The sequence below is a fragment of the Nonomuraea spiralis genome (genome assembly GCF_014648435.1).
GTDB lineage: Bacteria > Actinomycetota > Actinomycetes > Streptosporangiales > Streptosporangiaceae > Nonomuraea > Nonomuraea spiralis.
This window is the reverse complement of record NZ_BMRC01000020.1, coordinates 32,559-48,036: the sequence shown is the minus strand read 5'-3', so window position 1 is coordinate 48,036 and position 15,478 is coordinate 32,559. Positions and strand designations below refer to the sequence as shown.

Here is a 15,478-nt window from a genome sequence, read left to right as displayed (position 1 = left end):
GATCATGGTCAAGATCGTGGCACGCCTCTTCGGCGTCGCGCAACGCTCCCGCGGGTCAGGTCAGGCCGGTAGCTCCGCCTCCGGTGTCGCCTCGACCAGCGCGCGCGTGCAGGGGTGCTGCGGGGAGCGGAAGATCTCCTCGGACGAGCCGGTCTCGACGATACGGCCGCGCTGCATGACGGCGACCCGGTCGCTGTAGAGCCGGATCACCGCCAGGTCGTGGCTGACGTGGAGGAACGAGATCCCCTGGTCGCGCTGCAGGTCGGCCAGCAGGTTGAGGATCTGGGCGCGCACCGACACGTCGAGCGCCGAGGTCGGCTCGTCCGCGATGATCAGATCCGGCTTGAGGGCGAGCGCTCGTGCCACGGCGACGCGCTGGAGCTGCCCGCCGGACGCCTCGTGCGGGTAGCGCTTCAGGTAGTCGGCGCCGAGGCCGACCGACTCCAGCAGCGCGACCAGTTCGGCGGTCGACGTCGTCTCGCCGTGCGCGTGGAAGACGTTCTCCAGCGTCTGCCGCACGGTCTGCAGCGGGTTCAGTGACGCCAGCGGGTCCTGGAAGACCATGGCGACGTTGCGCCGCAGCCGCCGCAGTCCTCGCCGGCCGAGGCGGGCGATGTCCTGCCCGTCCGTACGGACGGTGCCGGACGTCGGCACCACCAGGCCGTTGGCCATCCGCGCCAGCGTGGACTTGCCCGAGCCGGACTCGCCGACCAGGCCGAGCGCCTCGCCCCGCTCGACGTGGAGCGAGACGCCGTCCACGGCGAGGAAGCCCTTGCGGCCGCGGCCGAAGCCACCGGCGGTGCGGTAGCGCTTGCTGACGTCGGTCATCTCCAGGATCGTGCTCACCGGGCGACCTCCTGCGGTTCGGGGAGACGATCGAGGTGGCAGGCCGCGAGGTGCACGCCGCCGTCCTCGCCGGCCGGGCGGACGGTGGGCAGCGGTACCTCCACGACACAGCGTTCGCCGACCTGGTCGGCGAAGCCGCAGCGCGGCGCGAAGGCGCAACCCGGTCCGGCGTCGCGCAGCGACGTGGGCGTGCCGGGGATGGCGCGCAGCCGCGTCCGCTCGCCGCCGATGTCGAGCCGGGCGTCCAGCCGCGGCGTGGCCGCGCGGAGACCTGCGGTGTACGGGTGGGCGGGCTGATCGAAGATGTCGCGGAGGCTGCCGTACTCGGCCTGGCGGCCGGCGTACAGCACGAGGACGTCGTCCGCCGCGCTCGCCACCACCCCGAAGTCGTGGCTGATCAGGAGCATCGCCATGCCGTACTCCTGCTGGAGCCCGCGGAGCAGGGCCAGGATCTGGGCCTGCACCGTCACGTCGAGCGCGGTGGTCGGCTCGTCGGCGATGAGCAGCGCCGGCCGGTTCACCAGGGCCATCGCGATCACCGCGCGTTGCCGCATGCCGCCCGAGAACTCGTGCGGGAAGCGGCGTACGGCGTCCGCGGGCCCGGGGATGCCGACCCGGTCGAGCATCTCGACCGCACGGGCCCGCGCGGCGCGACGGGTGACCGACGGGTCGTGCAGGCGGACCGCCTGGGCGATGTGCGCGCCGATGTCGAGGTACGGGCTGAGCGTGGACATCGAGTCCTGGAACACCATGGCCACGTCGGAGCCGCGGGCCCGGCGCAGCTCGCGCTCGTCGGCGGAGAGCATCTCCCGCCCGGCGACGACGATCCGGCCCCGGGCGCTCGCACCGCGCGGCAGGAGCCGCATGATCGCCCGGCCGGTGATCGTCTTGCCCGATCCCGACTCGCCGACCACGGCGAGCGTGCGGCCGCCGTCCAGCCTCACGGAGAGGTCCCGCACGACATCGGCGGTGAGGCCGCCGCTGGTGAACGAGACACACAGGTCCTCGACCTGGAGTACGGGGTCAGGCACGGCGGATCCTCGGGTCGAGAAGCGGCATCAGCAGGTCGGCGATCAGATTGCCGACGATGATGAGGAAGGCGGAGAAGAGCGTCACCCCGACGACGATGCTCAGGTCGGACTCGTTCACGCCGGACAGCAGCAGGTCGCCGAGCCCGTGCAGGCTGAACACCTTCTCCGCGATCACCGAGCCGCCCAGGAGCGCGGTGACGTCGAGCGCGAACATCGCCACGACCGGCACCATCACGCCGCGGACGGCGTGCCGGTTCACCCGCCGGGTCGACGCGCCGCGCGCGGTCATCGCGACGAGGTGGTCGGCCGAGAGTTCGTTGAGGAGCTGCGTACGGGTGACCCGGATGTAGCCGGCGGCGAGGATGAACGACAACACCATCCACGGGCCGATCAGGTGCCAGGCCCAATCCGCCGGTGACTCCGAGAACGGCACGAAACCGGAGTACGGCAGCGCGTTGAGCATGAAGCCGAAGACCTGGATGACGAGCAGGCCGACGAGGAAGGTCGGGACCGACAGCCCGAACATCGCGAAGCCTATCGAGAACCGGTCGACGATCCCGCCCTTGCGTATCGCCGACAACGCGCCGAGGCCGATGCCCACGACGAGGCACAGGACGGCCGCGCCCAACGCGAGCGACAACGTGACGGGCAGCCGCTCGGTGATGAGCGTCGTCACGTCGCTGCGGTTCGGGAACGAGTAGCCGAAGCACGGCGCCTGGCAGTGCACCTGCTGGGCGCCCTCGCCGTACGTACGGCCGGTGAACAGGCCCTTCACGAACTGGACGTACTGCCACACCGGGCTCTGGTCGGTCTGCATGTAGGCGCTGACCTTGGCCCGGGTCTCGGGCGGGCACGGCTTGCCGCACATGGCGCGGGCCGGGTCCTTCGAGGCCCCGAAGAAGAGGGCTATCGTCACGAAGGCGATCGCGAGGAGCATGAACACCGCGGTGGCCATGCGGCGGGCAATGTAGACGATCATGCGGAATCCTCCATGCGCACGTCGAGGACGTCGCGGAGCGCGTCACCGGCGAGCGTGGCGCCGAATACGATCAGGAACACCACGGCGCCCGGGAAGAGCATGTACCAGACGTCCGCACCGCTGTAGATCCACGGCAGCGAGTCCGAAAGCAGTTTGCCGAGGTCGGGGACATCGCCACGCAGGCCGACGCCGAGGAACGACAGTCCCGCGACGACGCTGACGTTGCCGGGAAGTGACATCGCGAACAGGACGACGACCAGGCCGAAGAGGTGCGGCAACATCTCCCGGCGGATGATCTGCCAGGGCGCGGCGCCTGTCGCGCGCGCCGCCTCGACGAAGGCGCGGGCGTTGACGGCGCCGGCCTGGGCGCCGATGATCCGGGCCGGGACGGTCCAGCCGAAGAAGGCCAGTACCAGTACGAGGACCAGCGCCCGCGGCATCTCCGGCGGCACGATCGCCATGATCGCGATGACGAACATCAGGCCCGGGAAACCGAACATGAAGTCGATCACCCGCCCCGCGACGGCGTTGAGCCAGCCACCGAAGTACCCGATCGCCGTACCGAGGACGGCGGCGAAGGCGATCGACAGGATGCTCGCCCCGAACGCGATGAACAGCGACGAGCGGATGCCGTAGACGATCTGGGCGAACAGGTCGACACCCGTCACCGGGACGACACCGAGCCAGTGGTCGGCGCTGACGCCACCGAAGGCGCCCAGCGGACGGCCGCCGTCCGGGTCGAGCACGTCGGTGTGCAAGGTGTTCGGGTCCTGTCCCTCCATCCACACGAGCAGCGGGGCGCAGAGCCCCGCGACGAGCGGCACCACCAGCATGACCAGGCCGGCGACGCCGGACCGCTTCCGGAGGAAGCGGCCGAGGACCGAGGTGCCCCGGCCCTCCGCCTGCTGGATCTCAGCGATCGACACCGACGACCAACTCGTTCGCGAACGGCGGGTAGGCCGGGATGAAGTAGTTCATGATCTTCGAACCGGCCAGGGCCTGCGTGCGCTGCACGAGGATCGGCACGACCGGGGCGTCCTCCATGATCTGCTTGTCGATCGCGGCCCACATCTTGGCGGCCTTGTCGAGGTCCGGCTCCGCGACCGCGGCGTCGATCGCGGCGTCCACCTTGGGGTTGGAGAACTTCGAGGCGTTTCCGCCGCCGTTGCCGATCTCGCTCGACGCGAACAGCGGCTGGATGGTGCTCATGCCGCTCGGGAAGTCCGCTCCCCAGCCGTTCGTCGTCATGTCGTAGTCGCCGTCGTCGGACGAGACGAGCTCGGACCAGGTGTTGCCGTCCAGGCCCTTGAGCTCGACCTTGACGCCGACCCGCGCCAGCGAGTTCTTGATGCTCTGGGCTTCCTTCTCCTCGATCGCACTCACGTCGGTCGGATAGGTCAGTGTGAGCTTCAGGTCGGAGGCGCCGGCGGCGGCGAGCAGTTCCTTCGCCTTGTCGACGTTGCCGGTGTCACCGCCGTCGTACAGGTTGTACTCGGTGTAGCCGGGGATGCCGGGCGTCATGATGGTCGAGGTGATCTGGCCGCCGAACTTCGGGCCGCCGTACACGCTTTGCAACTCGGCCTTGTTGATCGCGTAGTTGATCGCCTGCCGCACGCGGACGTCGGACAGACCCGGGCGCTTGACGTTCATGGCGAGGTAGCGGAAGTAGCCCGAGGGGCTGTTGGCCATGCGGCCGGCGATCGACGGGTCGGACTGGATCCGCTGGAACTGCGACGGCGAGATGAGCGCGTTGCTGATCGCGGTCTGGTCCTCGCCCTTGTCGTCGATGAGGCGCTGCACGATCGTGTCGTTGTTCAGGCCCATGTCAAGGACGATCTTGTCCGGGCCGGCGAACCGCACCTGGTCGCTGTCGGCCGTCCAGTTCGGGTTGCGCTCCAGCACCGCCTGCGACCCCTTGCGGAAGCTCGTCACCTGGTACGGGCCGCTGGCGACCGGGTGCTCGCCGTACGTCTCCGGCTTGGTGTCGGCGGCGGCCGGCACCGGCGCGAAGGCCGGCATGCTGACGATCCACGGCCAGTTGCCGAACGGACGCTTCAGCCGGAAGACGATCTTGTGGTCACCGGCGACCTCGATGGAGTCGAGCTCCTTGCCGTCGTACGGGCCGTCGTAGTCGGTGCCGCCGACCAGCAGCGTCTTGTGGTAGCCAAGGCCGCCCTGAAACATCGGCGCGAACGACCGCTCGATGCCGTACTTCACGTCCTGCGCGGTGATGGGGCTGCCGTCGGAGAACTTCAAGCCCTCCTTCAACGTGAAGGTCCACGTCTTGCCGCCGTCGTCCGTCTTGCCGGTGTCGGTGGCGAGGTCCGGCACGAGGACCGTGTCCTTGTCGGGGAGCGTCCGCCACGACGTCAGCCCGCGGTGCACCCACCGCAGCCGGCTGGTCGGCACCATCTGCGCGTTGGCGGTCTCGAAGGACTCGGTCGCGCGCCGCGAGAGGTAATGCAGGGTCCCGCCCTGGGGCACGGACTCGAGCCCCGTCGTCTTCTTGCTCGTCGTCGGCTCGGTGGACTGCGAGCCGGACTGCGAGCTGGACTGCGGGTTCGCGTTGCAGCCCGCCGTCACGAGGGCCAGCACGAGCGCGAGCCCTGCGGGCACCACTCTCCGGGATCGATTCGCCATAGATCGCGCTTCCTGTGAAGCGGCCCCGATCGGTCGGGTCCGCTGTGGATCTCAGGAAGGGAGTCTGTTGGCGAGCGAGAGCACACGTCCATCGAGGAGTTCTGCAACGGATCTTTCAGAAAATCTGAAAGATCGCGGAGATCCGCGCGCGCGGCGTCAATGTTAGTCCGTCGGCCCCGGTGACCGGAAGACCGCGGCGCACATCCACGGGCCCCGGCCTCTGGCAGTACCCGCCGAAATCCCGCACGACAACGACGCGCCACTGACTCCGATCCTCACCAACCCCACGAAGACATTCGCGTGGAAGCTGGGCGGCACCAAGACAAGAGCGTTCGCGGGCATGGTGCGCGGCAAGATGGTAGTTGTCTTCGTCGCAACAGAAGGCCCGTACCAGGGCAAGGTCATCTCGGCCGTGGTACCTGCCGCCAGGAACATCGCGAAGTGGGGTCTGTAGTGGGGAAGGTCGCCGAGGCGCTGACATGGGATGGTGTCCGGTGCGTCATCAGCATCTTCGTGGTCACCACCGCCAAGGCGCCGCTCCAGGCCGGCTTTCGTGACGGCGACGTCGCGCCCTCACAGGTGAAGGTCTACGACCTCACGGCCGATGAGGACTATCTGCCGGGGCGGCACGTGTTCGAGTACGACCTGATCTTCGATGCCGTTCCCGAGGACCTGGATGCCTATCTGAAGGCATGCCTGGACCGGGCATGCGAAGGCGCCGTTGTGGCATGGCTCGCGTTCGAGGGCTCTTTCAGCTACGACTACTTGCTGGCGCCGGAGGTGGCAAGCCAGGTTTACGGGGTGTGCGCACCGGGCGCGCCTGCCGAGCTGGCCCTGGAGGAGGAGGTCCTGACGAGCGAACGGTGGCGGATGACGCTCCAACGGTACGCGCGGACGCTCTCCTGAGACGGCTCGTCAGGCCAGGAAGCTCCACCCTGGAGCGGAGGCTCGTCGTCGCGGATCTTCTCACGCGGCTTCGGGGACAGCCCGATCGTGAGGAACCTTGCGTGAAGTCGGCGAGCAGCGGCCGGCCCACATGGACGACCAAGGCATCGATGTCGCCGTACTGTCCCTGTCGTCTCCGGGTGTGCAGGACCTGCCGGAGGCCGGCGCCATCGTGGTGACCCGCGAGGCCAACACCCAGCTCGCCGAGATCGTCGCTCCGCCCGCGCCAAACGCCCGTCGGTCTGAAGCCCCCCACAGCGGCCGGCCGGAATGCCACCACGCGGCTCAGGCGCCCCTCAGGCGGCCCCGCCAAGATCGCCGCGGGCGGCCGTCATGTCGATCCGGAACCGGCGGCCGAGGCGACCCGCGCGGGGAACTCCCCGCTCACGCCCCGTGAGGCCGACATGCTCGCCCTGGCACGGGACGCCGCCCGCCGAGGAGATCGCTCGACAGGTGTCGGTGTCGCAGGCACGGTGCGTAACTCTCGCTGAGGCGATCGCCACGCGTGGAGCGGCCAATCGGCACGAGGCCGCCCGCATCGCTGCCGAGCGGGGCTGAATCTGACGGCTTCCCACTGCGCAGAGCGGACGATCGCCGCACCGGGGCGAGGTGTGGGTGCGGAATCCCGCGCCCTCGGAAGTTCATGCACGACAGCAGGAAAGGCTTCGATGCTCGGCCGCCCCGTCACGGGCCTGAGCCGCCGGCTCGAACGGGACCAGGACACAGGTCTCAGAGGCCCGCGTCTTCGCGCGTGTCGAAGACGTCACGGGCATGTTCGATGGCGGGCATGTGCTCGGACGCCCAGGCCAGCAGGACGTCAACAGGCTGCCGCAAGGTCTTGCCGAGCGGTGTGATCCGATACTCGATCGCCACCGGCCGCGTGGAGAGGACCTCGCGTTCGATCACCCCGTTGCGCTCGAGGCGGCGAAGAGTCGCGGTCAGCGACTTCTGCGTGACCGCGGGCATGGCCCGGCGTAGCTGGTTGAAGCGGCAGGGGCGTTCGCAGAGCTCGTTGAGCACACCGAGGGACCACTTGTCGAGCACCTGATCGAGGAGTTCGCGGTGTGGGGCGTCGATGCGGAGTTCGCTGCCGGTATCCATGGTGAAACCTGGTCTCGTTGAAGTGTCCTTCTCCTACTAAGTAGCTTAAAGATACCTACGTTGACAAGGAGAAACAGCTGTGGCCGTCAAGCATTTCACCCCTGAAGGCCTGCTCCAGCCAACCCCCTACCACCATGTCGCCGTCGGCACGGGCACGACGCACGTCCATGTCAGCGGGCAGGTCGCACGACGGGCCGACGGAACCCCGGTGGCCCCCGGCGATCTGGCCGGACAGGTCGCGCAGGCTCTGCGCAACACCGCCGTCGGCCTGGCAGGCGCAGGTGCCTCGTTCGCGGACGTGTTGCGCCTGACGTTCTATGTGACCCGGTGGAGTCCGGAGAAGATCGGCGACTTCATGGCCGGAGTCGAGGCCGTCGCCGAGGAGATCGGCCTTGCGCTCCCCATGCCGCCGGCCTCCCTCATCGGCGTCGACCACCTCTTCGAGCCGGACGTGCTCGTCGAGGTCGAGGCGACCGCACTGCTCGACTGATTCGGCGTACGGAGCCGGGCCTGGTCACCGCGAGACCACGCACGCACGAACACCACTCGCCGACCGCTTGAGGGACATCCGTTTCCCAAGCGATCGGCGTCGTTCTGCGGGCCGAACCCGGCCACCAGGGCGCAACGCGACCCGTCCGGTGTTGGGGTTGACGATCGTGCTGAGGAACGCCACGGTCGCGGCGCCCGAACGCGGGCCCGCTCACATCCGGGCGCAGACGGTATACGATCTCAAAGCACTTTCGTGGCCGGCCCCCCCACGCGGTCAGATGGTGGGGCACGCCGCGACACCTGAACAAGCCGTCGCCATGGTGGTGGAACGCCTTCCCCCCAGGATGCGGTCCCGCCTTCGTCGGCAGTCCAGAAGAGCTCGCGGCCCTCGAAACGGCTTCACAACCGGTGGAAGGTCCGACCGCGAGCTGAGAAGTCGAGCTACCGAGCCTCAGGATGGGCGAGAGGTTCCACAAATCCGACCGCAAATGGTGAAGGTCACCGACTGTCGGCCCGGACCTCCCGAAGACCGATCTGTTGCGCGAGCAGGGGTTCCAGTAGGCCACTGACCTGCGTGAACGCGCGCCCTTGACCGCCCGTGGCGTGTTGATATGCCGGCCCGTACCGCTCGAGCCACATCACCGCGACCCGGCGTCTACTCGGCGAGCGACAACTCGTTGGCTCGAGAAGCAATCACGCAGCCAGGGGACGATTGCGTCCCATCATGGATGGAGTCAGCGCCCGACAGTGCCTGGACGTCGCTCGCTTCGCCCGGCGGTTGAACAGATTCATACAGGGCGGCGGAGCCGGCCCTCGGGGGTAAAGGTGAAGCTCTGGCCGAAATTCCCCTCACCGATGCGGACGGCGAGCAGAACAGGCTCGGCGTGGGCGGGTGGCCATTGTTGTTCGGCTTCCAGGGCCGGCCCGTTCCAGAGGTGAAAGGAGATCATCGGCTCTTCGGGCACGCCGGTCAGGTAGCTGAGGGTCTTTCCGTAGAGCGGGTTGTTCCCGCCGAAGAGGATCGAGGGTGGGCCGAAGGCGGTCGTGACTTCGGTGAGTGTCCGGTTGAGCGCTGTCCAGGTGCTGATCGTGGCCGTGAGGGCACGGTACTCCTGGAGTGTCAGTGTGCGATCGGCTTGGAGCCAGCCTTGGGTACGGGCGAATTCCGCGTAGATCGAAGCCACACCGCACGCGTAATGACCGGGTATCAAACAGGCGAACGCTCCGGTGACTCCGGTCGACATGAAGGCCCCGTGCGTCTTCCAGTCCTGCAAGGCTGCGGACCAGTGATCCTCACGTTGTTCCACATGCGCCAGGTGGTCGACGAGAATGCGCAGCGCGACCTCGTTGCCGTACATCCCTGGCCTGCGTAGAGCCGAATTCAGCTCTCGTCTGAGGTAGTCGCGAATCTCTACGGAGGGCCGGAGGTCTGGGTCGTCTGACACAAAGATCAGTCTCTCAGGTGTTGAGAATCGATTGTTTTTGAAGACCAGCTCGACCGGTCTCCAAAAGGCGCGACAGCACGCCTGGCCTCCACGTACGTGGCCCGCTCCGGCGGAGCCACTGTGCGCCCGTGACCGTGCCTCTTGGGTCTGGGTGCGGACCGTGGTCTCGGTGTGGACCTCGCGCACCGGCTCGGCGCGCCCGAGCGGCACCTGATCGCCTGGGAAACCCCCGAAACCCTAGGCCTCCTGCCCTGCGGGACCTCAAGTCCCGGGCAGTGTGGCTGTGAGCGATAGCCGGCGGAGCCGAACGACTCCAGGCAGCTCGCAAGCTGAGCCCACCGGCGCAGCCTGACAGAATCGTGACCCGTGATCGACGATTTCGTGAAAGACAACCTGCACGAGAGACTGCGGCGGGACCGCAAGGCGCTGCTCTGGAAGCTCGACGGCTTGTCCGAATACGACGCCCGCCGACCTTTGACAGCGACCGGGACCAACCTCCTCGGCCTGGTCAAACACGTGGCCACCATCGAGGCCAGGTACTTCGGCGAGGTCTTCGACCGCCCTTCCCCAGAACCGCTGCCCCGGTGGCAGGACTCCGACGGCAACGATCTGTGGGCGACCGAGGACGAGACCCGCGATCAGATCATCGGGTTCTACCGGCGTACGTGGGAACACTCGGACGCGACGATCAACGAGCTTCCCCTCGACGCCCCCGGCCATGTGCCGTGGTGGCCGGAGTCAACGCCGGCCTGGCACACGAACCTGTTCGCCATCATGGTCCATGTCCTCGCCGAGTCCACCCGGCATGCCGGGCACGCCGATATCCTGCGCGAGAGCCTCGACGGCCGGACCGGGTTGCGCCCCGAATACGAGGAGCAGATCGACGAGGAAGCCCGTGCTTCCTACTGGGCGAAGATCGAGCAGGCCGCCAGGGCGGCCCGCACCGATTAAGGCTTGACCACATCGCGCCACCGTGGCCGTGCCCTTGGCGGGGACAATGACGGCCGTCATCAATGACAGGCCTGACAAACCGTTCAAGCTCATCACCGCTCTCGGGTTCCATGCACTCCACCGTGTCAGGTGAGCGAGGAGCACGGTCAACGGCGCCTACACCTACGCCTGACCCTCACGGCCGCCCCGGCGGGGCTGAGGTGTTCCGGCGCACAACCGGGAGCTGTACTGCCTGGCTCAGCCAGGCGCTCACACCGACTGCCAGGGTGTTCACGAGCGGGGATGACCTGGGGCGACGGGAGGGTTGAGAAGATCGCTTCCCGAATGAGAAAGATCGTTTCCCAGGATCGGTCGAGCGCGCCACGAGCTTGCGCCGGCGCCGCCGACCGCGACATCGCCTACATCGTGGCGGCCCGGACACCGAGGACGACGAGCACTACCGCCGTCACCTTGCCGAATGCGCGCTTGAAGCGGGCCTTGTGCAGAACATGTGCCCCTTGGCGGACAAGGACCGTCCAGGTCAGCAGCCACACCGCCATCAGCAGGGCATGGGCGGTGGCCAGGGTGAGGATCTGCCCGTTGAGGGGCGGGCCGGGCACGATGAACTGCGGGACCAGGGTCAGGTAGATGGAGGCCGCCTTGGGGTTGAGTACGTTCGCGAGCAGGGCCTGGGTGTAGACGGAGCCGGTACGCTCCGGCCGATCCGTCGGCTTGGGAGGCGGGGGCAGGGTGGTGGAGCGCCAGGTCCACAGGCCGAGGCCGATGAGGTAGGCCGCCCCGAGGAGTTTGACGATGGTGAAGGCCTGGCTGGAGTGCATGACCAGGGCCGACAGTCCGGCGATGGCCAGGGTCGCGTGGGCGTACAGGCCGCTGACCGTACCGAGGATGATCGGGAGGGCCTGCCGGTGACCACCGGCCGTGACGTGCTGGATGAGCAGGGTCAGGCTGGCGCCCGGAGTGGCGATGATGGGCAGGATCGCCAGGAGGAACGCGATGACCGCGTACGTGTGGGTCATGCCTGGAGCACGACGCGGAAGTGGGTGGTGAGGCGGTGGTCGTCGTCCAGGATGTGGAAGGCGAGGCCGGGCGGTTGGTCGCGGTCGGCGGGCTGGTCGCCCTCCCACGGCAGGCGCAGGGTCCAGGTGACGGCCGGTGCGACGATCAGGGGACGACCGGCGAAGGTGGAGGCGGCCGCGGTGTGAGCGTGGCCGGTGAGCACGGCGACGACCTGCGGATGGGCGTCGAGCAGCGCGGCCAGGTCGCCGGGCGACTCCAGCCGCCCGGAGTCGGGCAACGGGTGGTGCAGTACGACGGGCGGCTGATGGAAGGCGATCAGCGCGGGCGTGTCCGGGGCGAGCCCGTCGAGGGTGGCGTGCATCCAGGCGAGGGTTTCGGCGTCGAGCCGTCCCTCGTCGCGCCCGGGGATGGTGGAGTCGCACATCAGGATGGCGGTGCCGGCGACGTGGTGCACCCGGTTGACGGGGCCGGGCGCGGACGGCTTTCGCAGCAGCGCCTTGCGGTAGGCCGTACGGACGTCGTGGTTGCCGGGGCAGGTGAGCACCGGGAAGGGGGCAGCCAGGATCTGGGCGGCCTGCTCGTACTCGGCCTCCGCGCCGTGATCGGCGATGTCACCGGTGACCAGCAGGGCGTCGACCGGGCGGGGCAGCGCCCTCAGGTAGTCCATGACGTAGGTGGCGCGTCGGGTCGCCCTGTCGGTGCCGTCAAGGTGCAGGTCGCTGATCTGAGCCAAGAGCAACGTCATCGTGCGATCCCCCAAAGCTGTCTAATGGTTAAATGGGATTTAGCGTTAGGAACCATAGGGTACGGAAGACGACATAAGCAACCGGGAGGTTCGAGTGGAGCGCTGGCCGGCACTGGAACTGGCGAGCACGATCCGCCACGACGGCAACGGCGGTGTCGCCGACGACCTGGCAACGGCGCAGGGCACAACCCGCTGGATCCATCAGCAGGCCGAGTTGCTGCCCGGCCACGTGGACGTCGCAGAGCTCACGGCAGGCGAGGAGCTCAGGAGCGAGATCGTCGGGCTCCGCCGGGCCGTACGGGCGTTGTTCGCGCAAGCGGTCAGCCCAGCGCCCCCAAGCCGGGCCGACGCCCACCGGCTGATGCCGGTCGAGCAGGCGCTGGCGCACCTCAACGCGGCTGCCGCCCGTGAAGCGATCGTCCCGCAACTCGACTGGCCCACGAGCGGAACACCCCGTACGGAAGTGTTGTCGACCGAGCGCGATGCGAGCGTCCGGTTGATCGCGGCCCTGGCGCGGGCCGCCATCGATTTCCTGAGCGGTCCGCAACGTGAGCAGTTGCGGGCCTGCAACGCGCCGCGCTGCGTACGCTACTTCGTCAAGAGCCACGGGCGGCAGGAGTGGTGCAAGCCGTCATGCGGCAACCGTGCCCGGGCCGCACGCCACTACCAGCGCCACAACGCCACGACCGCCCGAGAGCTGCCCGGGTCCTGACCACCGACAAGCCCCGCGTCCGGCGCCGCGCCTGGGCTCTCGCCCGGCCTGCCCGGGCGGCGCGCCCGCAGGCGGTGAGTTCCCATGCCTAGTCGCACCCTGCGCTTGTCGCAGGCCCAGGCGCTCGACGTGCTGACCCACCTGGGCGCCATCCAGCTCGACGCGATCCAGCGCGTGGACAAGGCCCACCGCCTGGTTCTGTCTGGCCCGCGCCCCGCACCTTCAGGGCCGCGACACCATCGGCGCCCAGCTGTGGAGCCCGGCCGGCCCGGCGACCGTGTTCGGGAGCGCGGCGCACGCCGTGCGCCTGTTGCCGATGACCGACTGGCCGTTGTGGACCTGGGCGCTCCCCCATGACCCCCGAGGTCGCGAGGGGAGCGCCGAGGGCTGTGCATGCGCTGTTTTATTCTGGAGTCCATAGATATTCATCTCGGGGCTCTTGCGACGCGGGCCTAATGTGGAGATGATCCCGAACAGGAGAGCTCGTAGCTCGACAAACTTCCCATGGAGTCTGTAAAAAGTGGTGACCAATCATGCGCCGGCCAGCCGTACCCCCGCCCCGCACGAGGCGCGTGGCCGGAGGCGCGGGCGCCGGTGACGCGTCCCGGCAGCCGATCTCAAGGCCGCCCGGACGACCCGCGCGACTCAACTGAGCGCCGCCCAACCCCCTCCCCCGAACCCCGCCCCCGCACCCGCCCAGCCGACGGCTCTCCTTCCATGCCCTGAGACCCCCGCGAAGGGAATGCTTCATGCGCTTCTCAACCCCGTCCCTGGCCGTCGCCGTGGCCTTGACCGGGCTGCTCGCCGCCACGAACACCACCGCGGCCGCGGCCGACCGCGGGAACAAGCCGAGCCACCGTCTGGAGTGCGACGGCACGGGCGGCCCCGGCAGCACCTGCACCGTGGTGGCCACCGGCAAGGCGCGGCCCAACCAGGTCGAGGAGTACGTCACCACCGTCAGGAGCGGTGACCAGGTGTGGGCGCGGGACACCATGTACAGCCGCGAGGGGCAGGTACGCACCCGGCCGTTCACGCTGCCCGACAAGGAGGTCACGGTCGACGTCTCCGTCACCTCCATGCCGGCCAAGCATGTGGGCGTGCCACTGCGGCTGATGTCGTGGAACCTGTTCGTGGGCGGCACGTTCGATCGCCAGGAGAAGACCGGCGAGAACCTCGCTCAGATGATCGACTACATGAACGAGGTCAACCCCGACATCCTCTTCGTGGTAGAGGGGTACGGGTCCGGGCAGAAGATCCTCGACGGACTGAACGCCGGACGGTCCGAGGGCGACCGGTTCACCGGCACGCAGCTCACCACGCCGGAGGACTACAGCGTCAACGGCGACAACCTGTGGCTCTACACCAAGCTCAAGGTCGAGAAGGTGTATCCGCGCTACGCCGACGCGGACATCGACTCCTTCAACATCGGCGGCGCCCGCCTCGGCCTGCCCAACGGCAAGCACGTCAACGCCTTCAGCCTGTGGACCTGGCACGACGGCTGGGCCTACGGCGACACCCACGACGCGGCCGTGCAGAACACCCACGGCCTGCCCCGCACCAAGACCGACGAGCAGATCCTGGAGGACGACAACTTCCGCAGGGTCGCCATGGGCAAGGCCATCCTGGAGAAGGCGATCCCGTCGTACATCGGCGACGACGACTCCCCCGTGCTCATGGGCGGCGACCTCAACGCGCAGTCGCACCTTGACTGGAGCGAGCAGTTCGCCGACGCCCCCGGCCACGGCGGCGTGGTCCTCCCGTGGCCGTACACCAAGCTGTACACCGACGCCGGCTTCATGGACACCTTCCGGTACGCCAACCCCGACGCCGGGCGTTACCCAGGCCGGACGTGGAGCCCGTATCACGGCATGGGCGCCATTCCGGGCCGGATCGACTACGTCTTCGCCCGCGGCGAGGACGTGCGCATCCTGGGGTCGCGGGCCGACACCCGGCGGCTTCCCCGCCACCAGCAGACCCCGCTCGACCGGCCGTACCCCTTCTACTCCGACCACGGCTCCGTCATCACCGACATCCTGATCCGCGGCAAGGGGACCGGGCCCGACCGGGAGCCCGTCAGCGAGGAGCCGGGCAAGGGACGCGACATCTGGCCGACGGAGCCCGCCGGCCGCCGCGTCCCGCCCGCCGAGCTCAAGGCCACCGCCAGCACCTTCAAGCCCGGGATCGGCGACCCGCGCAACGCCGTCGACGGCAAGCTGACGACCGACTTCCACTCCAACTACCCCGAGGTGCCCGCGCAGCCGCACACCATCACCGTCGACCTCGGCCGCGTCAGGCAGCTGTCGGCCGTACGGTTCCAGCCCAAGCTGCGCACCAACATGAACGGCACCATCCTCGAAGGCATGGTGCAGGTCAGCGACGACGGCGTCACCTTCCGCGACGTCAAGGCCGTCAACTGGCCGCGCATGACCGCGCCCAACGACGTCAGCCTCGATGGCGTTTCGGCACGCTACATCAGGCTCCGCTCCGACTATGGCATCGGCGGCGCCTCCGCCCTCGCCGAGATCATCCCGTACGAGAAGTCCTGACGCCGGTGGCGCCGGCCGGGCAGCTTCCCCC

14 protein-coding genes are annotated in these 15,478 nt (G+C 68.6%); 5 read left to right on the top strand and 9 right to left on the bottom strand.

All coding sequences use genetic code 11. The annotated features are described in order from the left end of the window. Window positions 1-60: 60 nt before the first annotated feature. The 5 genes from IEZ27_RS36960 to IEZ27_RS36940 are packed head-to-tail and all read right to left on the bottom strand — an operon-like array spanning window position 61 to window position 5,496. Window positions 61-846 carry an ABC transporter ATP-binding protein gene (locus tag IEZ27_RS36960; RefSeq protein WP_229824686.1) on the bottom strand — a complete coding sequence of 262 codons (786 nt, stop codon included), beginning with the start codon at window positions 844-846 and terminating at the stop codon, window positions 61-63. Continuing rightward, complete coding sequence (locus IEZ27_RS36955) at window positions 843-1,877, bottom strand: ABC transporter ATP-binding protein (protein ID WP_189651510.1); 1,035 nt, start codon at window positions 1,875-1,877, stop codon at window positions 843-845. The genes IEZ27_RS36960 and IEZ27_RS36955 overlap by 4 nt, the downstream gene beginning before the upstream one ends. Further along, a complete protein-coding gene (locus tag IEZ27_RS36950; protein WP_189651509.1) occupies window positions 1,870-2,856 on the bottom strand; it encodes an ABC transporter permease in 987 nt (328 codons plus the stop codon). Before IEZ27_RS36950 ends, IEZ27_RS36955 begins: the two co-directional genes overlap by 8 nt. Further along, window positions 2,853-3,782 (bottom strand): ABC transporter permease, encoded by a 930-nt coding sequence (locus tag IEZ27_RS36945; RefSeq protein ID WP_125629633.1) that lies wholly within the window; start codon window positions 3,780-3,782, stop codon window positions 2,853-2,855. The genes IEZ27_RS36950 and IEZ27_RS36945 overlap by 4 nt, the downstream gene beginning before the upstream one ends. Beyond that, window positions 3,769-5,496, bottom strand: a complete 1,728-nt coding sequence (locus IEZ27_RS36940; protein WP_189651508.1) for an ABC transporter substrate-binding protein — start codon at window positions 5,494-5,496, stop codon at window positions 3,769-3,771. The genes IEZ27_RS36945 and IEZ27_RS36940 overlap by 14 nt, the downstream gene beginning before the upstream one ends. Before the next feature lie 453 nt (window positions 5,497-5,949). On the opposite strand from IEZ27_RS36940, the gene IEZ27_RS36935 reads away from it, so the two are divergent. Beyond that, window positions 5,950-6,402 carry a hypothetical protein gene (locus IEZ27_RS36935; protein ID WP_189651507.1) on the top strand — a complete coding sequence of 151 codons (453 nt, stop codon included), beginning with the start codon at window positions 5,950-5,952 and terminating at the stop codon, window positions 6,400-6,402. Window positions 6,403-7,170: 768 nt separating this feature from the next. On the opposite strand, the gene IEZ27_RS36930 is transcribed toward IEZ27_RS36935, so the two are convergent. After that, window positions 7,171-7,542, bottom strand: coding sequence for a winged helix-turn-helix transcriptional regulator (locus IEZ27_RS36930; protein ID WP_189651506.1), 372 nt, complete (start codon window positions 7,540-7,542; stop codon window positions 7,171-7,173). A gap of 79 nt (window positions 7,543-7,621) precedes the next feature. Between IEZ27_RS36930 and IEZ27_RS36925 the strand changes: the two genes are divergently transcribed. Then, a complete protein-coding gene (locus tag IEZ27_RS36925) occupies window positions 7,622-8,032 on the top strand; it encodes a RidA family protein (protein ID WP_189651505.1) in 411 nt (136 codons plus the stop codon). Window positions 8,033-8,819: 787 nt separating this feature from the next. On the opposite strand, the gene IEZ27_RS36920 is transcribed toward IEZ27_RS36925, so the two are convergent. After that, the gene (locus IEZ27_RS36920; RefSeq protein WP_229824685.1) at window positions 8,820-9,389 is read right to left on the bottom strand and encodes a hypothetical protein; all 570 of its coding nucleotides are present in this window, start codon (window positions 9,387-9,389) and stop codon (window positions 8,820-8,822) included. Window positions 9,390-9,842: 453 nt separating this feature from the next. On the opposite strand from IEZ27_RS36920, the gene IEZ27_RS36915 reads away from it, so the two are divergent. After that, the gene (locus IEZ27_RS36915; protein WP_189651503.1) at window positions 9,843-10,427 is read left to right on the top strand and encodes a DinB family protein; all 585 of its coding nucleotides are present in this window, start codon (window positions 9,843-9,845) and stop codon (window positions 10,425-10,427) included. A 398-nt stretch (window positions 10,428-10,825) separates the two neighbouring features. Here IEZ27_RS36915 and IEZ27_RS36910 read toward each other — a convergent pair whose 3' ends face one another. After that, window positions 10,826-11,443, bottom strand: a complete 618-nt coding sequence (locus tag IEZ27_RS36910) for a LysE family translocator (RefSeq protein ID WP_189651502.1) — start codon at window positions 11,441-11,443, stop codon at window positions 10,826-10,828. Next, the gene (locus IEZ27_RS36905) at window positions 11,440-12,189 is read right to left on the bottom strand and encodes a metallophosphoesterase (protein ID WP_189651501.1); all 750 of its coding nucleotides are present in this window, start codon (window positions 12,187-12,189) and stop codon (window positions 11,440-11,442) included. Before IEZ27_RS36905 ends, IEZ27_RS36910 begins: the two co-directional genes overlap by 4 nt. Before the next feature lie 94 nt (window positions 12,190-12,283). Between IEZ27_RS36905 and IEZ27_RS36900 the strand changes: the two genes are divergently transcribed. Next, window positions 12,284-12,901 (top strand): CGNR zinc finger domain-containing protein, encoded by a 618-nt coding sequence (locus tag IEZ27_RS36900; RefSeq protein WP_189651500.1) that lies wholly within the window; start codon window positions 12,284-12,286, stop codon window positions 12,899-12,901. Window positions 12,902-13,650: 749 nt separating this feature from the next. Further along, window positions 13,651-15,447 (top strand): discoidin domain-containing protein, encoded by a 1,797-nt coding sequence (locus tag IEZ27_RS36895; RefSeq protein ID WP_189651499.1) that lies wholly within the window; start codon window positions 13,651-13,653, stop codon window positions 15,445-15,447. Window positions 15,448-15,478: the final 31 nt, after the last annotated feature.

Coding starts and splice junctions, on each gene's coding strand:
- IEZ27_RS36895 (WP_189651499.1), top strand. CDS start 13,651: ATGCGCTTCTCAACCCCGTCCCTGGCCGTCGCCGTGGCCTTGACCGGG.
- IEZ27_RS36940 (WP_189651508.1), bottom strand. CDS start 5,496: ATGGCGAATCGATCCCGGAGAGTGGTGCCCGCAGGGCTCGCGCTCGTG.
- IEZ27_RS36905 (WP_189651501.1), bottom strand. CDS start 12,189: ATGACGTTGCTCTTGGCTCAGATCAGCGACCTGCACCTTGACGGCACC.
- IEZ27_RS36950 (WP_189651509.1), bottom strand. CDS start 2,856: ATGATCGTCTACATTGCCCGCCGCATGGCCACCGCGGTGTTCATGCTC.
- IEZ27_RS36920 (WP_229824685.1), bottom strand. CDS start 9,389: ATGTACGGCAACGAGGTCGCGCTGCGCATTCTCGTCGACCACCTGGCG.
- IEZ27_RS36930 (WP_189651506.1), bottom strand. CDS start 7,542: ATGGATACCGGCAGCGAACTCCGCATCGACGCCCCACACCGCGAACTC.
- IEZ27_RS36910 (WP_189651502.1), bottom strand. CDS start 11,443: ATGACCCACACGTACGCGGTCATCGCGTTCCTCCTGGCGATCCTGCCC.